This window comes from Candidatus Avelusimicrobium sp. (assembly GCF_051874775.1).
GTDB lineage: Bacteria > Elusimicrobiota > Elusimicrobia > Elusimicrobiales > Elusimicrobiaceae > Avelusimicrobium.
Genome location: NZ_JBJEGE010000024.1, coordinates 6,995 through 20,251 on the forward strand (window position 1 = coordinate 6,995; position 13,257 = coordinate 20,251).

Annotated in this window: 24 protein-coding genes; all 24 read left to right on the plus strand. The window is 48.9% G+C overall.

What is annotated here, in order from left to right; genetic code table 11:
* A partial coding sequence (rpmC, locus tag ACI351_RS04640; RefSeq protein WP_439734127.1) for a 50S ribosomal protein L29 occupies positions 1–130 on the plus strand: 130 nt, incomplete at its 5' end.
* Positions 131–141: 11 nt separating this feature from the next.
* Positions 142–411, plus strand: coding sequence for a 30S ribosomal protein S17 (gene rpsQ / locus ACI351_RS04645; protein WP_439727006.1), 270 nt, complete (start codon positions 142–144; stop codon positions 409–411).
* 28 nt (positions 412–439) lie between these two features.
* The gene (rplN, locus tag ACI351_RS04650; protein ID WP_428048667.1) at positions 440–808 is read left to right on the plus strand and encodes a 50S ribosomal protein L14; all 369 of its coding nucleotides are present in this window, start codon (positions 440–442) and stop codon (positions 806–808) included.
* A gap of 1 nt (position 809) precedes the next feature.
* Positions 810–1,118 carry a 50S ribosomal protein L24 gene (gene rplX / locus ACI351_RS04655; protein WP_439734084.1) on the plus strand — a complete coding sequence of 103 codons (309 nt, stop codon included), beginning with the start codon at positions 810–812 and terminating at the stop codon, positions 1,116–1,118.
* Between the two features lie 63 nt (positions 1,119–1,181).
* A complete protein-coding gene (gene rplE, locus ACI351_RS04660) occupies positions 1,182–1,727 on the plus strand; it encodes a 50S ribosomal protein L5 (RefSeq protein WP_439734128.1) in 546 nt (181 codons plus the stop codon).
* A gap of 18 nt (positions 1,728–1,745) precedes the next feature.
* Positions 1,746–1,931, plus strand: coding sequence for a type Z 30S ribosomal protein S14 (locus tag ACI351_RS04665; protein WP_087289315.1), 186 nt, complete (start codon positions 1,746–1,748; stop codon positions 1,929–1,931).
* A gap of 73 nt (positions 1,932–2,004) precedes the next feature.
* Positions 2,005–2,397 (plus strand): 30S ribosomal protein S8, encoded by a 393-nt coding sequence (gene rpsH / locus ACI351_RS04670; protein ID WP_439727009.1) that lies wholly within the window; start codon positions 2,005–2,007, stop codon positions 2,395–2,397.
* Positions 2,398–2,406: 9 nt separating this feature from the next.
* Entirely contained in the window at positions 2,407–2,958 is a 552-nt protein-coding gene (gene rplF / locus ACI351_RS04675; protein ID WP_439734085.1) for a 50S ribosomal protein L6, read from the plus strand.
* Positions 2,959–2,960: 2 nt separating this feature from the next.
* Complete coding sequence (gene rplR / locus ACI351_RS04680; RefSeq protein ID WP_439727011.1) at positions 2,961–3,326, plus strand: 50S ribosomal protein L18; 366 nt, start codon at positions 2,961–2,963, stop codon at positions 3,324–3,326.
* 17 nt (positions 3,327–3,343) lie between these two features.
* Entirely contained in the window at positions 3,344–3,943 is a 600-nt protein-coding gene (gene rpsE / locus ACI351_RS04685; RefSeq protein ID WP_439734086.1) for a 30S ribosomal protein S5, read from the plus strand.
* A 19-nt stretch (positions 3,944–3,962) separates the two neighbouring features.
* Entirely contained in the window at positions 3,963–4,424 is a 462-nt protein-coding gene (rplO, locus tag ACI351_RS04690) for a 50S ribosomal protein L15 (protein ID WP_439734087.1), read from the plus strand.
* Positions 4,424–5,761: a preprotein translocase subunit SecY gene (secY, locus tag ACI351_RS04695; RefSeq protein ID WP_439734088.1), complete on the plus strand. Its 1,338-nt coding sequence runs from the start codon at positions 4,424–4,426 to the stop codon at positions 5,759–5,761. The genes rplO and secY overlap by 1 nt, the downstream gene beginning before the upstream one ends.
* A 237-nt stretch (positions 5,762–5,998) precedes the next feature.
* Complete coding sequence (locus ACI351_RS04700) at positions 5,999–6,637, plus strand: adenylate kinase (protein WP_439734089.1); 639 nt, start codon at positions 5,999–6,001, stop codon at positions 6,635–6,637.
* Complete coding sequence (gene map / locus ACI351_RS04705) at positions 6,634–7,386, plus strand: type I methionyl aminopeptidase (RefSeq protein WP_439734090.1); 753 nt, start codon at positions 6,634–6,636, stop codon at positions 7,384–7,386. The genes ACI351_RS04700 and map overlap by 4 nt, the downstream gene beginning before the upstream one ends.
* Positions 7,387–7,457: 71 nt before the next feature.
* Entirely contained in the window at positions 7,458–7,670 is a 213-nt protein-coding gene (infA, locus tag ACI351_RS04710) for a translation initiation factor IF-1 (protein WP_439734091.1), read from the plus strand.
* Entirely contained in the window at positions 7,671–7,784 is a 114-nt protein-coding gene (gene rpmJ / locus ACI351_RS04715) for a 50S ribosomal protein L36 (protein ID WP_177746066.1), read from the plus strand.
* A 21-nt stretch (positions 7,785–7,805) separates the two neighbouring features.
* Entirely contained in the window at positions 7,806–8,180 is a 375-nt protein-coding gene (rpsM, locus tag ACI351_RS04720) for a 30S ribosomal protein S13 (RefSeq protein WP_439727017.1), read from the plus strand.
* A 22-nt stretch (positions 8,181–8,202) separates the two neighbouring features.
* Positions 8,203–8,625, plus strand: coding sequence for a 30S ribosomal protein S11 (gene rpsK, locus ACI351_RS04725; protein ID WP_439734092.1), 423 nt, complete (start codon positions 8,203–8,205; stop codon positions 8,623–8,625).
* A 5-nt stretch (positions 8,626–8,630) separates the two neighbouring features.
* Positions 8,631–9,260, plus strand: coding sequence for a 30S ribosomal protein S4 (gene rpsD, locus ACI351_RS04730; RefSeq protein WP_439734093.1), 630 nt, complete (start codon positions 8,631–8,633; stop codon positions 9,258–9,260).
* Positions 9,261–9,275: 15 nt separating this feature from the next.
* Positions 9,276–10,274: a DNA-directed RNA polymerase subunit alpha gene (locus ACI351_RS04735; protein ID WP_439734094.1), complete on the plus strand. Its 999-nt coding sequence runs from the start codon at positions 9,276–9,278 to the stop codon at positions 10,272–10,274.
* Between the two features lie 34 nt (positions 10,275–10,308).
* On the plus strand, positions 10,309–10,653 hold the full coding sequence (gene rplQ / locus ACI351_RS04740; RefSeq protein WP_439734095.1) for a 50S ribosomal protein L17: 345 nt from the start codon (positions 10,309–10,311) through the stop codon (positions 10,651–10,653).
* A 14-nt stretch (positions 10,654–10,667) separates the two neighbouring features.
* On the plus strand, positions 10,668–11,711 hold the full coding sequence (locus ACI351_RS04745; protein WP_439734096.1) for a rod shape-determining protein: 1,044 nt from the start codon (positions 10,668–10,670) through the stop codon (positions 11,709–11,711).
* A gap of 190 nt (positions 11,712–11,901) precedes the next feature.
* Complete coding sequence (gene mreC, locus ACI351_RS04750; RefSeq protein ID WP_439734097.1) at positions 11,902–12,756, plus strand: rod shape-determining protein MreC; 855 nt, start codon at positions 11,902–11,904, stop codon at positions 12,754–12,756.
* A 6-nt stretch (positions 12,757–12,762) separates the two neighbouring features.
* Positions 12,763–13,257: a rod shape-determining protein MreD gene (mreD, locus tag ACI351_RS04755; protein WP_439734098.1), complete on the plus strand. Its 495-nt coding sequence runs from the start codon at positions 12,763–12,765 to the stop codon at positions 13,255–13,257.

Genomic DNA, 13,257 nt, shown 5'->3' on the forward strand with positions numbered 1-13,257 from the left:
GGAAAAGAAATTTAATCTTCTTTTCAAACACAGCACCACCCCCATCGCCAACCCGATGGAAATCAGAGCTGTAAGACGCGAAATTGCTCTTTTGCAAACGCTAATCAACCAGAAGAAAGAGCAAAAATAGAGGTTTGAAAAATGGAAAATCAAGAAACCCGTGCCAAAAGAAAAGTTCTGAGCGGCGTAGTGGTGTCCGATAAAATGGACAAAACCCGCACCGTTAAAGTGGAACGCTTAGTTCACGATGAACGCTATGGCAAAACGCTCAAAAGAGCGGCCAAATTCCACGCTCACGACGAAGCCAACGAAACTAAAATTGGCGACAAAGTGGAAATTATGAGCACCCGTCCCGTTTCCAAAACGACGAAATGGCGCATTTCCAAAATCGTGGAAAAAGCCAGAGCTTAGTTTTTAAAAACTACGGAGTTACTAAAGTATGATTCAATTAAGAAGCATCGTTAATGTGGCCGACAATTCCGGCGCGCGTAAAGTGCAGTGCTTTAAAGTGCGCGGCGGCCACCATCGGGATATCGCGACTTTGGGAGATGTTATTATGTGCTCTGTTAGAGACGCGATCCCTACCTCCGCCATTAAAAAAGGCGACGTGGTCCGTGCGGTAGTTGTGCGTGTGGCCCGCGAAAAAAGAAGAAAAGACGGTTCCTATATTCGTTTTGATGACAATGCTGTTTGCATCATCAACGATAACGGAGAACCCAAAGGCACCCGTGTATTCGGCCCGATTGCCAGAGAGCTGCGCGAAAAGAATTTCTTGAAAATCATTTCCTTGGCTCCTGAGGTGGTATAGTATGAACATTAAGAAAAAAGACACCGTTTTAGTGTTGTCCGGCAAGGACAAAGGCAAGAAAGGCGAAGTGAAATCCATCAACCCGTCTAAAAACAAAGTAGTGGTAACGGGCGTGAATATGATTTCCAAACACGTGAAGCCTTCCCAAAACAAGCAGGGCGGCATTATACAGATGGAAGCCGCGTTGGACGCATCCAACGTAGCGGTAGTCTGCAGCAAATGCAAAAAAGCGATGACGCCCAAAGTGCAAATCTCGGCCGACGGCACCAAAACGCGCGTCTGCCGCAAATGCAACGAGCCGATCATTTAATCAGGTACCGTTAAAATGACTAAAAAAGAAACTAAAAACGAAACGAAAGTGCCCGCCGGCTATATGCCGAAACTGCAGGCTCTTTACAGAGAAAAAGTGCTTCCGGCCTTGCTTAAAGATATGAATGTTAAAAGCCCGATGGCTGTGCCGAAAATGACGAAAATTGTCATCAATATCGGTGTGAAAGAAGCCCGCGAAGACATCAAAGCGTTGGAAACGGCCAAAGAAGATTTGACCGCCATCGCCGGTCAGGCTGCCCAAGTGCGCCGCGCTAAAAAATCCATCTCTAACTTCAAACTTAGAGAAGGTATGCCGATTGGCGTGCGCGTGACACTGCGCGGTGCCAGAATGTATGAGTTTATGGAACGCTTCATCTGCATCGCCTGCCCGCGCATTCGCGACTTTCAGGGCTTTAACGCCAGCTTTGACGGCAAAGGCAACTTGAACTTGGGTATTAAAGAACATTATATTTTTCCGGAAATTGATGTTGAAAAATCTCCCAAAGCCCACGGTATGAACATTACGTTCGTTACCACCGCCGAAAACGACGAAAGCGGTCGTATGCTTATGAATTATATGGGTATGCCGTTCCGCAAATCGGCCAAATAATAGGAGTTAGAAAACTTTATGGCTACTAAAGCTTGGGTTGCAAAAATGGCGAAGGATCAAAAGTTCGCCGTGCGCTATCACAACAGATGCCAAATCTGTGGGCGCGCGAGAGGTTACTACCGCGACTTCGGCCTCTGCCGTATCTGCCTTAGAAAAATGGCACATCAGGGTCTCATCCCTGGTCTTAGAAAATCGAGCTGGTAATTTACAGGAGGAGGTACCTTTTTCGGGCCAACTCCGTTAAACGGAAAGTGGTTTGGAGAGGTTGCCTATATATATGGATCCAATTGCAGATTTCTTAACCAGAATAAGAAACGCCAATATGAAGAAAAAAGAAAAAGTGGATATTCCTTTTTCTAAAATCAAAACCGAAATTGCGCGCGTACTGAAAGAAGAAGGTTACATTGCCAATTTCAAAGCCGTCCATAACGAAACCAAAGGCGGCGTGGTAAGAGTGTTTTTGAAATATACGCCCGAAAACGAATGCGTCATCCAAGGTTTGAAACGTATTTCCAAACCAGGGTCCCGCGTTTACAGCGCCTATAACAACATTCCGAAAGTGCGCGGTGCCTTCGGCATTACCATTCTTTCCACATCTAAAGGTTTAATGACCGACGCGCAAGCCAAAGCCGAAAAAATCGGCGGCGAACTCTTGTGTCAGGTCTGGTAAGGGGGGAATATGAGCAGAATCGGTAAAAAGATTATCAACGTTCCCGCCAAAACCAAAGTGGAAATCAAAGACAGCGTCATTACCGCCACGGGCGCGCTTGGCACTTTGTCTTACTCTATTCCGGAAGGCATTACGCCCGAACTTAAAGACGGTGTGTTGACCTTCTCCGTCGCTGAAAACCGGATCAAAGAACTCAACGCTTTGCACGGAACGACCCGCGCCAATGTTTTCAACATTATTGAAGGCGTGACAAACGGTTTTTCCAAAGTGTTGGAAATCAACGGTTTGGGTTACCGCGCCAACGTGGCCGGCACCAAACTGAACCTGGAACTCGGTTTCTCCCATCCCGTGAATTTGGATATCCCCGCGGGCCTTACGGTCACGGTGGATCCGAAATCCGGCTGGGTAACGATTAAAGGCAGCGATAAGTTCAAAGTGGGCGATTTCGCGGCCAAAATCAGAAGAATCAGACCTCCGGAACCCTACAAAGGCAGCGGTATTAAATACCAGGGCGAACATATTGTTCGCAAAGCCGGTAAAACTGCGGCGGGAGGCAAATAATTATGGCCACTAAACAAGAAAGATATCAGTTCAGAAAAGACCGCAGCCGCGGGCACCTTTTGAAAAACGGTGCACACCGTCCGAGACTGTCCGTCTACAGAAGCTTGAAATATATTTATGCCCAAATTGTTGATGACAACACGCACAGCACGTTAGTGTCTGCGACTACGTTGTCCAAAGAATTTGAAGGCAAATTTGAAGCTTCCGCCAAGAGCATCGAAGCCGCTAAAGCTTTGGGCGCTGCGATTGCCAAGAAAGCGCTCGAAAAAGGCATCAGCGAAGTGATGTTTGACCGCGGCGGACGCGTCTACCACGGCAGAATCAAAGCGCTTGCGGATTCCGCCAGAGAAGCAGGATTGAAATTCTAAGGTCACAGGTGAATTTAATGTCCAATGAAACGCTAGTAAAAAGCGATAACAGAAAAGAAGCGAAAGGCAAAAGAGCCGAGTTTCAAAAAGCAAGACCGGCGGCTGAAGGCAAAACCACGGTTATCCACGTAGCCAGAACGGCCAAGGTGGTCAAAGGCGGTAAACGCTTTGGCTTCCGCGCGCTTGTTGTAGTCGGTAACGGTATGGGCAAAGTGGGCGTTGCTATTGGCAAGGCAAATCAGGTTCAGCTGGCTATCGCCAAAGCTGAATCTCACGCTCGCAAACATATGATCACGTTCCCGATCGTGGGCGAAACTATTCCGCACGAAGTCATCGGCAAATTTGGCGCCGCTTCCGTATGGATGAAACCCGCCGCCCCCGGTACCGGTGTAATCGCCGGCTCCGGTGCGCGCCTCTTGTTTGAAGCTGCGGGGATCAAAGACGTATTGGCCAAAAGCTTGGGAAGCAGCAATCCCTGCAACTTGGTTTACGCCACGATGGAAGCTTTCAAACAGCTGAAAGCCAAAGAAGCCGTGAACGTTATGCGCGGCAAAGCCGCTCCTGCGGCCGAAGCCCCTAAGGCGGAAGCGAAAGCCGAACCCGCCAAGGCCGAATAGTTTTGTGGAGAGATAAAAAATGGTAACTTTAAATAAACTTTTCCCTAAACACGGGTCCAGAAAAGAAAAAAGACGCTTGGGTCTTGGCCCGGGTTCCGGTTTGGGTAACTACTGCACCAAAGGTATGAAAGGGCAGACTTCCCGCTCCGGTAACTCCCGCAAAGAAAGCAAAGAAGGCGGCCAGATGCCCTTAATCCGCCACACGCCGAAAAGCGGTTTTTCCAATAAAGATTTTGCCAGACGTTTTGACTACGTTAACGTCGGCTCGTTGGAAAAAACTTTTGCGGCCGGTGCGGAAGTAACTCCCGAAGCTTTGAAAAAAGCCGGTATCATCCACGATGTTACCCGCGTCAAAGTGTTGGCTAACGGATCTTTGACCAAAGCTTTGAAAGTGTCTGCCCACGGTTTTTCTGCCACTGCCAAAGCGGCGATTGAAAAAGCCGGCGGCACCGTAACCGTGCTTGAACAGAAGACCAAATAATGGCTAACAACACAGTTGCAAATATCTTTAACGCCCCCGAACTCAAGAAGAGATTGCTCTTCTTGATCGGGGCGTTGGCTGTTTTCCGGATTGCGGCCGCAATCCCAATACCCGGCATTAATACGGAAGTCTTAAAGCAAATGTTTGCCGCGCATCAAAACGGTATTCTGGGATTCATGAATATCTTTTCGGGCGGTGCACTGGGCAGATTTTCGATTTTGGCCTTGGGTATTATGCCGTACATTAACGCTTCCATCATTATGGGGTTAGTGCGCGGTGCCCATATTTTCCCTGCGTTGGACCGTATGCATAAAGAAGGGGAATCCGGCAGAAGAAAAGAAAACCAGATCACCCGTATTTTTGCACTGTTCTTGGCATTGCTGCAAGGCTCGATGATGACGTTCGCGATTACGCGCATTGAAGGCGCGGGCGGCGTTTCTGCGGTGGTAAACCCGTCGTTTATGTTTTTTGTTACCACGGTGGTGACGTTGGCCGCCGGCACGATGTTTGTGATGTGGCTCGGTGAACAGATTACGGAAAAAGGGGTGGGTAATGGTATTTCGCTCATCATTTTTGCCGGTATTGTGGACCGCTTGCCCAGCGCGATTATGGAAGTGATTAAACGCGTACAGACAGACGAGATGGATTTCTTTATGGCGCTTGTTATCTTCGGCGCAGCGCTTGTTATTACGGCTTTAGTGGTGTGGTTGGAAACGGCGCAGCGCCAAATTCCGGTACAATACGCCAAACGTCAAGTGGGGAATAAAACCTACGGCGGGCAGGTTAGCTATTTGCCGCTTAAGATTGACCAGAGCGGTGTAATTGCGGTAATCTTTGCTTCATCCGTTATTTCCCTTCCGCTGACGATTGCCAGCTTCAATCAAGAAGCCCCTTGGGCGCAGAAACTGTTGGAGTCTATGAATCATAGCAGCATTCTTTATATGTTGCTGTTCTCGGCCCTGATTATTTTCTTCTGTTATTTCTACAATTCAATGACGATTAACCCGTCCGATTTGGCGGATAATATGAAGAAATGGGGTGGTTTTATCCCCGGTATTCGTCCCGGCGAACCCACAAAAAATTATATTGAGTGGGTAATGAACCGTTTGACGTTCTGCGGTGCGATTTTTGTCTGTTTAATCGCGGTCCTGCCGGACTTCTTCCGCGCGCAGTTCAACGTAGACTTTTACTTCGGCGGTACGGCTTTGCTGATCGTCGTGGGTGTTGCGTTGGATACCGTTGGCCAAGTACAGGCGCACCTGTTGGCCCGCAATTATGAGCCTTTGATGAAAGGCTCCAAACGGATTAAAGGCCGCTGGTTCAACGTCGGACAGTAATTTTTACGGATTTTGGGGGATTTCGTTGTTGCAGTTTTCCTCGCATAGCAAATAAGTATGCTTCGGAAACCTGCGCCTAGAAATCCCCACAAAATCCTAGAAAATTATTTCTACTGTGATAAATTAGTTTTCCTTAAACTTAAAGATTTTTGACAATTTGCACAAATTATTTTGCGTTTGAATCTTACGGGGGTCAAACGCAAAGTTGTTTGTATTTTGAAAGGTAGGTTTACAGAAGTGAACATTGTTTTAATGGGCTGCCCGGGGGCTGGAAAAGGCACCCAGTCGGCCAAATTGCAGCAGAAGTTTGATTTGTACCACATCTCCACGGGGGATGTTCTCCGGGCGGAAATCGCTTCCGGTTCGGAGTTAGGCAAAAAGATTGCCGCCATTATCAACGACGGTAACCTGGTGCCCGATGAACTGATGGTTTCCATGTTGGAAAAAATCGTCAGTGCGACAGATAAAGGCATCATTTTCGACGGTTTCCCGCGCACCGTTGCGCAGGCCGAAGCGTTGGACGCTATGATGAAACGCTTAAACCGCGAAATTACCGAAGTCGTAATGATTGATTTGCCGGAAAGCGAAGTCGTCAGCCGCATTTCTTCGCGCCGCCAATGCAAAAAGTGCGGAGCGATTTTACACGTAGATTTGAATGCGCCGCTGACTGCCTGTCCGGCGTGCGGAGGGGAACTCTATTCCCGTGCGGATGATACGCCCGAACGCGTTAAACACCGTTTAGAGGTGTATCACCACGATACGTTGCCGGTAAAGAATTATTATCAAAATAGCGGCAAGTATGTGGAAGTCAACGGGAATCAAAGCCCCGAACAAGTTTTTGAGGACATTTCAAAAGTCCTTGAGAAGGTAAAATGATTGAAGTAAAAAACGAACAAGAACTCCAACGGATGCGTGCAGCCGGAAAAGTTACTGCGGCGGTCCTCAAACTGATGACCGAAATGGTACGTCCCGGCATTTCCACGCTGGAGTTGGATTCTGCCGCGGAAAAAACGATTCGTTCCTTTGGGGCGACTCCGCTTTTTCTGGGGTATTACGGGTTTCCGGGTAGTATTTGTGCGTCGGTAAATGAAGAAGTTGTGCACGGAATCCCAAAAAAAGCTAGAATATTAAAGAGTGGTGATATTATCAGTATCGATACAGGGGCCCGCCTTGACGGCTTCTGTTCAGACGCCGCTGTCACCCTCGGCGTGGGAAAAGTTTCCGACGAAGCCCAAAGACTGATGGATGTAACCAAGAAGTCTTTATATAAGGCAATCGGGCAAGTCAAACCGGGCAAACGTCTTGGCGACGTGCAGCACGCGGTGGAAGCTTTTGCCAAGCTGCATAACGTAGGCGTCGTGCGCGATTATTGCGGGCACGGCATCGGACGCAATATGCACGAGGAACCCAGTATTCCGAATTTCGGCACGCCTGGGACCGGCCCCGTTTTAGAAGCGGGGATGGTGCTTGCGATTGAGCCTATGCTTACTGCGGGAAGTTATAGAGTCAGGGAGCTGGATGACGGTTGGACCGTAGTCACGCGTGACGGCAGTTACGCCGCGCATTTCGAACATACGGTGGCCGTAACGGCTAACGGCAGCGAAATTTTTACTGCCTTTGAATAAGATACCCCGCGCGTTGGAAGGATAGACGCAGAGGGTGTTTGTTCTGTGATTTAATCCGAACTCGGAGTTGTATGAGCGATAAAATCGAAATTGAAGGTAAAGTCTTGGAAGCCCTGCCCAATGCAATGTTTAAGATAGAAATCGCGGGCGGGAAAGTAATTCTGGGGCACATATCCGGCAAAATGAGAGTTCATCATATAAGAATTCTTCCGGGCGATAAAGTAAGATTGGAACTTTCCCCTTACGATTTGACCCGCGGCAGAATAACTTATAGGGAGAAATAAATGAAAGTTAGAGCCAGTGTTAAAAAGATATGTCAAAAATGCAAAATCATTAAACGCAACGGCGTAGTACGCGTGGTTTGCGAAGTCGCGAAACACAAACAACGCCAAGGTTAATTTACAGGAGTTTTATAAGATATGGCTAGAGTCGCAGGTATTGATTTACCGAAAAATAAAAGAATAGATGTCGCGTTGGAATACATTTATGGCATCGGCAAGAAAAATGCGAAAGAAGTGCTTGCCAAACTGGAAGGGCAGATTGACCCCGCCACCCGCGTCAAAGATTTGACCGAACAACAAGCCGGTTTGCTTAATACTCTTTTGCAAAAAGAATACAAAGTGGAAGGCGAACTTCGCCGCGAAGTGGCGCAGAATATTCACCGTGCCATTGAAATTGGTTCTTACAAAGGGCAGCGTCACCGCCGCAACCTGCCGGTCCGCGGCCAGCGCACCAAAACCAACAGCAGAACCCGCCGCGGCAGAAGAAAAACCGTGGGTTCCAAAACCAAATAAATTTTAGAAGGAATTTAACTATATGGCAGAAGAAAAAGTGACAACGACCGCGCCGGCCCAAACGCCCGCGGCGAAAGGCAAAAAGAAAAATTCAAAAGCGCCCGTTTTTGGCGTGGTGCACATTTACTGCTCGTTCAACAACACTATTGTAACAGTGTCGGACGACAAAGGCAACACGGTTGCTTGGTCCACGGCCGGTTCTCACGGCTTTAAAGGCACCAAGAAAAGCACCCCGTTCGCCGCGCAGATTACCAGCAACAAAGCGGCCGAAAAAGCCGTGGCAATGGGTATGCGCGAAGTGGCCGTAAAGGTCTGCGGACCCGGTCAGGGCCGCGAAACGGCCGTCAGAGCCGTACAGCAAGCCGGACTTACCGTGTCTTCCATTAAAGACATCACCCCCATCCCCCACAACGGATGCAGACCGCCTAAAGCCAGGAGAGTATAAGATTTATGTCTAGATATACAGGACCCAGCTGCAAAAAATGCAGAAAATTAGATTGCAAACTTTTCTTAAAAGGAACCAAGTGCTATACCAACTGTGTCATTGACAAGTTGGCTGCTGTTACCAAACGCGGCGGCAAAGTCAGAAAAGCCAAAGTGTCCGAATATGGCATCCGCTTGCAGGAAAAACAGAAAGCCAAATTACAGTCTGGTATGTCGGAAATTCCGTTCCGCAATATGTTTGACTCTGCAGCCAGAGCCGAAGGTCAGACGGGTGAAAACTTCTTGCGTAAATTGGAAACCCGCTTGGATAACATCGTGCGCCGCCTTGGTTTTGCGGTGTCTTTGAAAGCGGCCCGCCAAATTGTTTTGCACGGATATGTAACGGTCAACGGCAAAGCCGTCAATGTTCCTTCCTACCAGCTTCGTTTGGGCGATAAAGTAACTCTGAAAAAATCTTTGGCGGAAAACGTCCAAGTCAAACAGGGTCTTACGGAAGCCGAAAAACGCAACCAACGCCCCAGCTTTTTGGAATATGACGCGGAAAAGATGACCGGAAAACTCTTAAGATGGCCCGACAGAGCGGAAATGTCCTACCCTGTCAACGAGCAGCTCATCGTCGAATACTATTCTAAATAGTTTTGGAGGCTTATAATGGCTTTAACAGAGATTAAACTTCCCCAAGCGATTCAACTGGAAGAAAAAACCGCGTCCGACTTTTACGGCAAATTTATTGCCGAACCGTACGAAAGCGGTTATGGTCATACGGTGGGAAATTCCTTGCGCCGGATTTTGCTGTCCGGTATGGACGGTGCTGCCGTTACCGCAGTCAGAATCGCGGGGGCCGTGCACGAATTTAGTACTATTCCCAACGTTCGGGAAGACGTGATCAACATTTTGCTTAACCTGAAAAACCTTCGTGTGAAAATGGAAAGCAAAACCCGCGAATATCTGCAGCTGCACGCCGATAAACCCGGCGTAATTACCGCTGCGGATATTGAAGAAGTCGACGGTGTGGAAATTGTCAATAAAGACCTGGAACTGGCTACGCTCGAAGTGGGCGGCAGCTTGGAAATGGAGATTGAAATTTCCCGCGGCAAGGGTTACGGCCCCGCCGAAGAACAGGCCAAAGTTCAGCGTCCGGCCGGATTTATTCCGGTAGATGCGCTGTTTTCCCCGATCGTGAAGGTGCACTATGACGTGGAACCTGCGCGCGTCGGCCAGAAAACGGACTACGACCGCTTGATTTTGGAAATCACCACCGACGGCACGCTGGCTCCCGCCCGTGCGTTGCACCGCGCTGCTGTGTTGCTTTCCAACTCGCTCCATATTTTTACGATTGAAGGCGAAGAGGATTGCGTTGCTACCACGAGTGACGAAGTGCCAGAAGAACCTATTTCTTCCGCGGCCTCCGCACAAACCGGCGGTGCCAACGCTAAACAAGAGGAGCTTTTGAATCAGTCCATTGAGTTTATCGAGCTGTCCTCCCGCTCCATCAATTGCTTAAAGTCGGAGAACGTCAATACGGTGCGAGATTTGGTAAAAATGACCGAAGATGATTTGAAAATGATCAAAAATTTCGGTGCCAAATCGATGGATGAAATTAAAGAAAGACTTGCCGAGATGAATCTTTCCCTCGGTATGAAATTTTAAGGGCATTGCCCCCTTACAGGAGTAGTTTTAGAGTATGATTAAAAATACCGGATACAGAAAACTTGGCAAGACTGCGTCCCATCGCAAAGCTATGCTGAACAATATGGCCACCAGTATTATTCTTCACGAAGAAGTGAAGACCACGCTGCCCAAAGCCAAAGAAGTAAGACGCGTGGTGGAAGGCCTTATTACCTTGGCCAAAGCCAATAACGAACGCGCCGCTAAAGATACGGTGAAAGACGCGGCCGCCGTTAAAAAATTGTTTGAAGTGTTAGCCACCCGTTACGCTAACCGCGCCGGCGGCTTCTGCCGCATTTACCGCGCGGGCGTGCGTCAGGGGGACAATGCTGAAGTAGCCATCGTTAAATTGGTTGACTAATATAGGGGACTGAAATGGTAATAGACTATCTCGGAGGCCTGTTTTCTTCCGACTTGGGTATGGATCTTGGCACGGCCAACTGCCTTATCTACGTCAAAGACAAAGGCATCGTTCTGCGCGAACCTTCGGTGGTTGCGGTGGAAAGAGAGACCGGCGAAGTCAAAGCTGTGGGAGTCAAAGCTAAACAGATGTTGGGCCGTACTCCTGCTAACATCGTGGCCGTTCGCCCGATGAAAAATGGCGTTATCGCGGATTTTGAAGTAACACAGGAAATGATTCGTTACTTTATCCGTAAAGTACACAGCCGAAGCAGTCTGTTACGTCCTCGGATAGTCATTGGCATCCCTTCGGATATTACCGGCGTGGAACGCCGTGCGGTGGATGACGCTGCGCGTCAGGCCGGTGCACGGGAAGTATATTTAATCGAAGAGCCTATGGCTTCGGCTATGGGCGCGGATTTACCGATTGCGGAACCGCACGCTAGTATGATTGTAGATATTGGCGGCGGCACGACGGAAGTGGCAGTCATCTCGCTGGGCGGGATGGTTGTGGCGAAGTCTATTGATGTGGCCGGTGACGAGCTGACCGAGTGTATCGTGCAGTATTTCCGCAAGAAATACAATCTGATTATCGGTGAAACGACCGCCGAAGAAGTCAAGATTAACTTGGGTTCCGTTTACCCCTTGAAAGAAGAAAAATCTATGGAAGTGAAAGGACGCGATCAGACGCAAGGTCTGCCCCGCACACTGACGGTAACTTCGGAAGAAATCCGTCAGGCGCTGATGGAGCCTGTGCGTTTGATTATAGACGTTATCAAAAGCACTTTGGAGGAAACTCCGCCCGAATTGGCCGCGGACCTCGTGGACCGAGGTCTTGTGGTGGCCGGCGGCGGCAGTCTTTTAAGAGGAATTACCGAACTCATCCGCAAAGAAACGGACATTCCCGTCCACCGCGCCGCAGATCCCCTGAGCTGTGTGGCGTTGGGTACGGGTAAGTTCTTGGAACAATTAAACGAAAAAGGATCCCGCTTCTTCGGTTCCCGCGGTAAATCTTACTAATCTGGCTGCTGATTCTATTTGGCGGACATAGTTCTTGAAAAGGGACCGTGTCCGCTTTTTGTTTTTTACGGTCCGCGTGCGTTTGTGCGGAAGTGTCGTCCGGCTGTGCGGCCGGAAGGTCTATGGCCACTGGTTTTACACGGCCTGTTTATCGGAGCAAAACCAAGCCGTCAATCTATTTTTAAATTTTATGCTGCCCAACAGAACTAAACAACATAAAAAATACGCTGCAGGGACGAAAAGACGCTTTCTCTTGCCTGTTGTGTTCTTGTTGCTTGCTTTTTTGCTTATGATTTTGCCGCTTGAAGGGTTTGTATCCTCGGTTAAAGCGGTACTGTCATATATTTTTATTCCGCAGGTGCGTTTGGCGCACGGAACGGCCAAGTATGTGCAGAACGTCAACGAAACGGTGCGGGAACTTTTAGATACCCACCGAGAAAATCGCGAACTTAAACAGCAAATTGAGATGACCAAATTGCTCGCTTCACAGGCGGAATCTGTTTTAGATGAAAACGGCCGTTTGACAGAAATTTTACGTTTAAATCCGGCCCGCCGCTGGCAGGGTGTATGGGCCAAAGTGGCATATCGGGAACCTTCGCAGTGGAACTCGGTGATTATTGATAAGGGGAGCGCTGCCGGAATCCGAGAACGCAGTGCGGTGCTATCGTTGGAAGAAGGGACGGAAGGATTGGCCGGAGTAGTGACGGAAGTGACGGAAAACACCTCTAAAGTGTTGCTTATCAGCGATGAGGATTTTATGGCTGCTGTTTCGCTGGAACGCGGCGGAGAGGAAGGTTTGCTAACGGGCGGGGGACGCCGGCCGGTGCGTTTGAAATACATTCCGTTGCTGGCGGACGTACGCAAAGGAGACAAAGTGTATACGTCCTCAGCCAGCAGTATTTTCCCTGCCGGCATATTGGTGGGCAGCGTCAGCGGGGTGCGTAATGATGAGAGTTTCCAAACCGCACTTACGGTGGAGGTAGACCCACAGGTGCGTTCTTCGGCGGTAAAAGAACTTTTTGTAATTACGGACGGGAGGAAATAACCGTTTATGCTGGCGTTTATTAAACTCATTTTTTTATTTGTATTGGCGACGGTGTGCCATTGGTGTTTAGTGACGATGTGTTCTGTATGGGGCCTAAGTGTGAACATTATGTTGGCGTTTGTTGTGGCGTTTTGTACAGTATTAAAACCTGCGTTCGGGTATCCTGCGGTATTTTTGTGCGGGCTGTTTTTAGATTTTTTCGGTACTAAATTATTCGGCAACAACGCTTTTACGTTTACCGTGGCCGCGTGTGTGGTGTATGCGCTGGCGGAACGGTTTGATTTTGACGGTATTTTTCCGCAGATTTTTACGGTATTCGGGCTGACTTTTTTAGTCGGCGCGCTCAACAGCTTGCTTCTGGTGTGGTTTACCTCCGCTTCTATGTGGCCCGGATTTTTTAGTTTGCTAGGTGGTTCGTTGTTGGGGGCGGCACTGTCTCCTGTCGTATTTTGGGTAGTCCGCCGTGTATTGGGTAAGGGGGCTGTCTGCCGGCAGGCATAG

What these genes read in the sequence shown, in the direction of transcription:
- map (WP_439734090.1), top strand. Translation starts at nt 6,634, where the DNA reads ATGATTGAAGTAAAAAACGAACAAGAACTCCAACGGATGCGTGCAGCC.
- rpsM (WP_439727017.1), top strand. Translation starts at nt 7,806, where the DNA reads ATGGCTAGAGTCGCAGGTATTGATTTACCGAAAAATAAAAGAATAGAT.
- rplN (WP_428048667.1), top strand. Translation starts at nt 440, where the DNA reads ATGATTCAATTAAGAAGCATCGTTAATGTGGCCGACAATTCCGGCGCG.
- rpsQ (WP_439727006.1), top strand. Translation starts at nt 142, where the DNA reads ATGGAAAATCAAGAAACCCGTGCCAAAAGAAAAGTTCTGAGCGGCGTA.
- mreC (WP_439734097.1), top strand. Translation starts at nt 11,902, where the DNA reads ATGCTGCCCAACAGAACTAAACAACATAAAAAATACGCTGCAGGGACG.
- rplO (WP_439734087.1), top strand. Translation starts at nt 3,963, where the DNA reads ATGGTAACTTTAAATAAACTTTTCCCTAAACACGGGTCCAGAAAAGAA.
- rplR (WP_439727011.1), top strand. Translation starts at nt 2,961, where the DNA reads ATGGCCACTAAACAAGAAAGATATCAGTTCAGAAAAGACCGCAGCCGC.
- rplE (WP_439734128.1), top strand. Translation starts at nt 1,182, where the DNA reads ATGCCGAAACTGCAGGCTCTTTACAGAGAAAAAGTGCTTCCGGCCTTG.
- ACI351_RS04665 (WP_087289315.1), top strand. Translation starts at nt 1,746, where the DNA reads ATGGCTACTAAAGCTTGGGTTGCAAAAATGGCGAAGGATCAAAAGTTC.
- rpsD (WP_439734093.1), top strand. Translation starts at nt 8,631, where the DNA reads ATGTCTAGATATACAGGACCCAGCTGCAAAAAATGCAGAAAATTAGAT.
- ACI351_RS04745 (WP_439734096.1), top strand. Translation starts at nt 10,668, where the DNA reads ATGGTAATAGACTATCTCGGAGGCCTGTTTTCTTCCGACTTGGGTATG.
- ACI351_RS04735 (WP_439734094.1), top strand. Translation starts at nt 9,276, where the DNA reads ATGGCTTTAACAGAGATTAAACTTCCCCAAGCGATTCAACTGGAAGAA.
- rpsK (WP_439734092.1), top strand. Translation starts at nt 8,203, where the DNA reads ATGGCAGAAGAAAAAGTGACAACGACCGCGCCGGCCCAAACGCCCGCG.
- secY (WP_439734088.1), top strand. Translation starts at nt 4,424, where the DNA reads ATGGCTAACAACACAGTTGCAAATATCTTTAACGCCCCCGAACTCAAG.
- rplQ (WP_439734095.1), top strand. Translation starts at nt 10,309, where the DNA reads ATGATTAAAAATACCGGATACAGAAAACTTGGCAAGACTGCGTCCCAT.
- rplF (WP_439734085.1), top strand. Translation starts at nt 2,407, where the DNA reads ATGAGCAGAATCGGTAAAAAGATTATCAACGTTCCCGCCAAAACCAAA.
- rpmJ (WP_177746066.1), top strand. Translation starts at nt 7,671, where the DNA reads ATGAAAGTTAGAGCCAGTGTTAAAAAGATATGTCAAAAATGCAAAATC.
- mreD (WP_439734098.1), top strand. Translation starts at nt 12,763, where the DNA reads ATGCTGGCGTTTATTAAACTCATTTTTTTATTTGTATTGGCGACGGTG.
- rpsH (WP_439727009.1), top strand. Translation starts at nt 2,005, where the DNA reads ATGGATCCAATTGCAGATTTCTTAACCAGAATAAGAAACGCCAATATG.
- rplX (WP_439734084.1), top strand. Translation starts at nt 810, where the DNA reads ATGAACATTAAGAAAAAAGACACCGTTTTAGTGTTGTCCGGCAAGGAC.
- rpsE (WP_439734086.1), top strand. Translation starts at nt 3,344, where the DNA reads ATGTCCAATGAAACGCTAGTAAAAAGCGATAACAGAAAAGAAGCGAAA.
- infA (WP_439734091.1), top strand. Translation starts at nt 7,458, where the DNA reads ATGAGCGATAAAATCGAAATTGAAGGTAAAGTCTTGGAAGCCCTGCCC.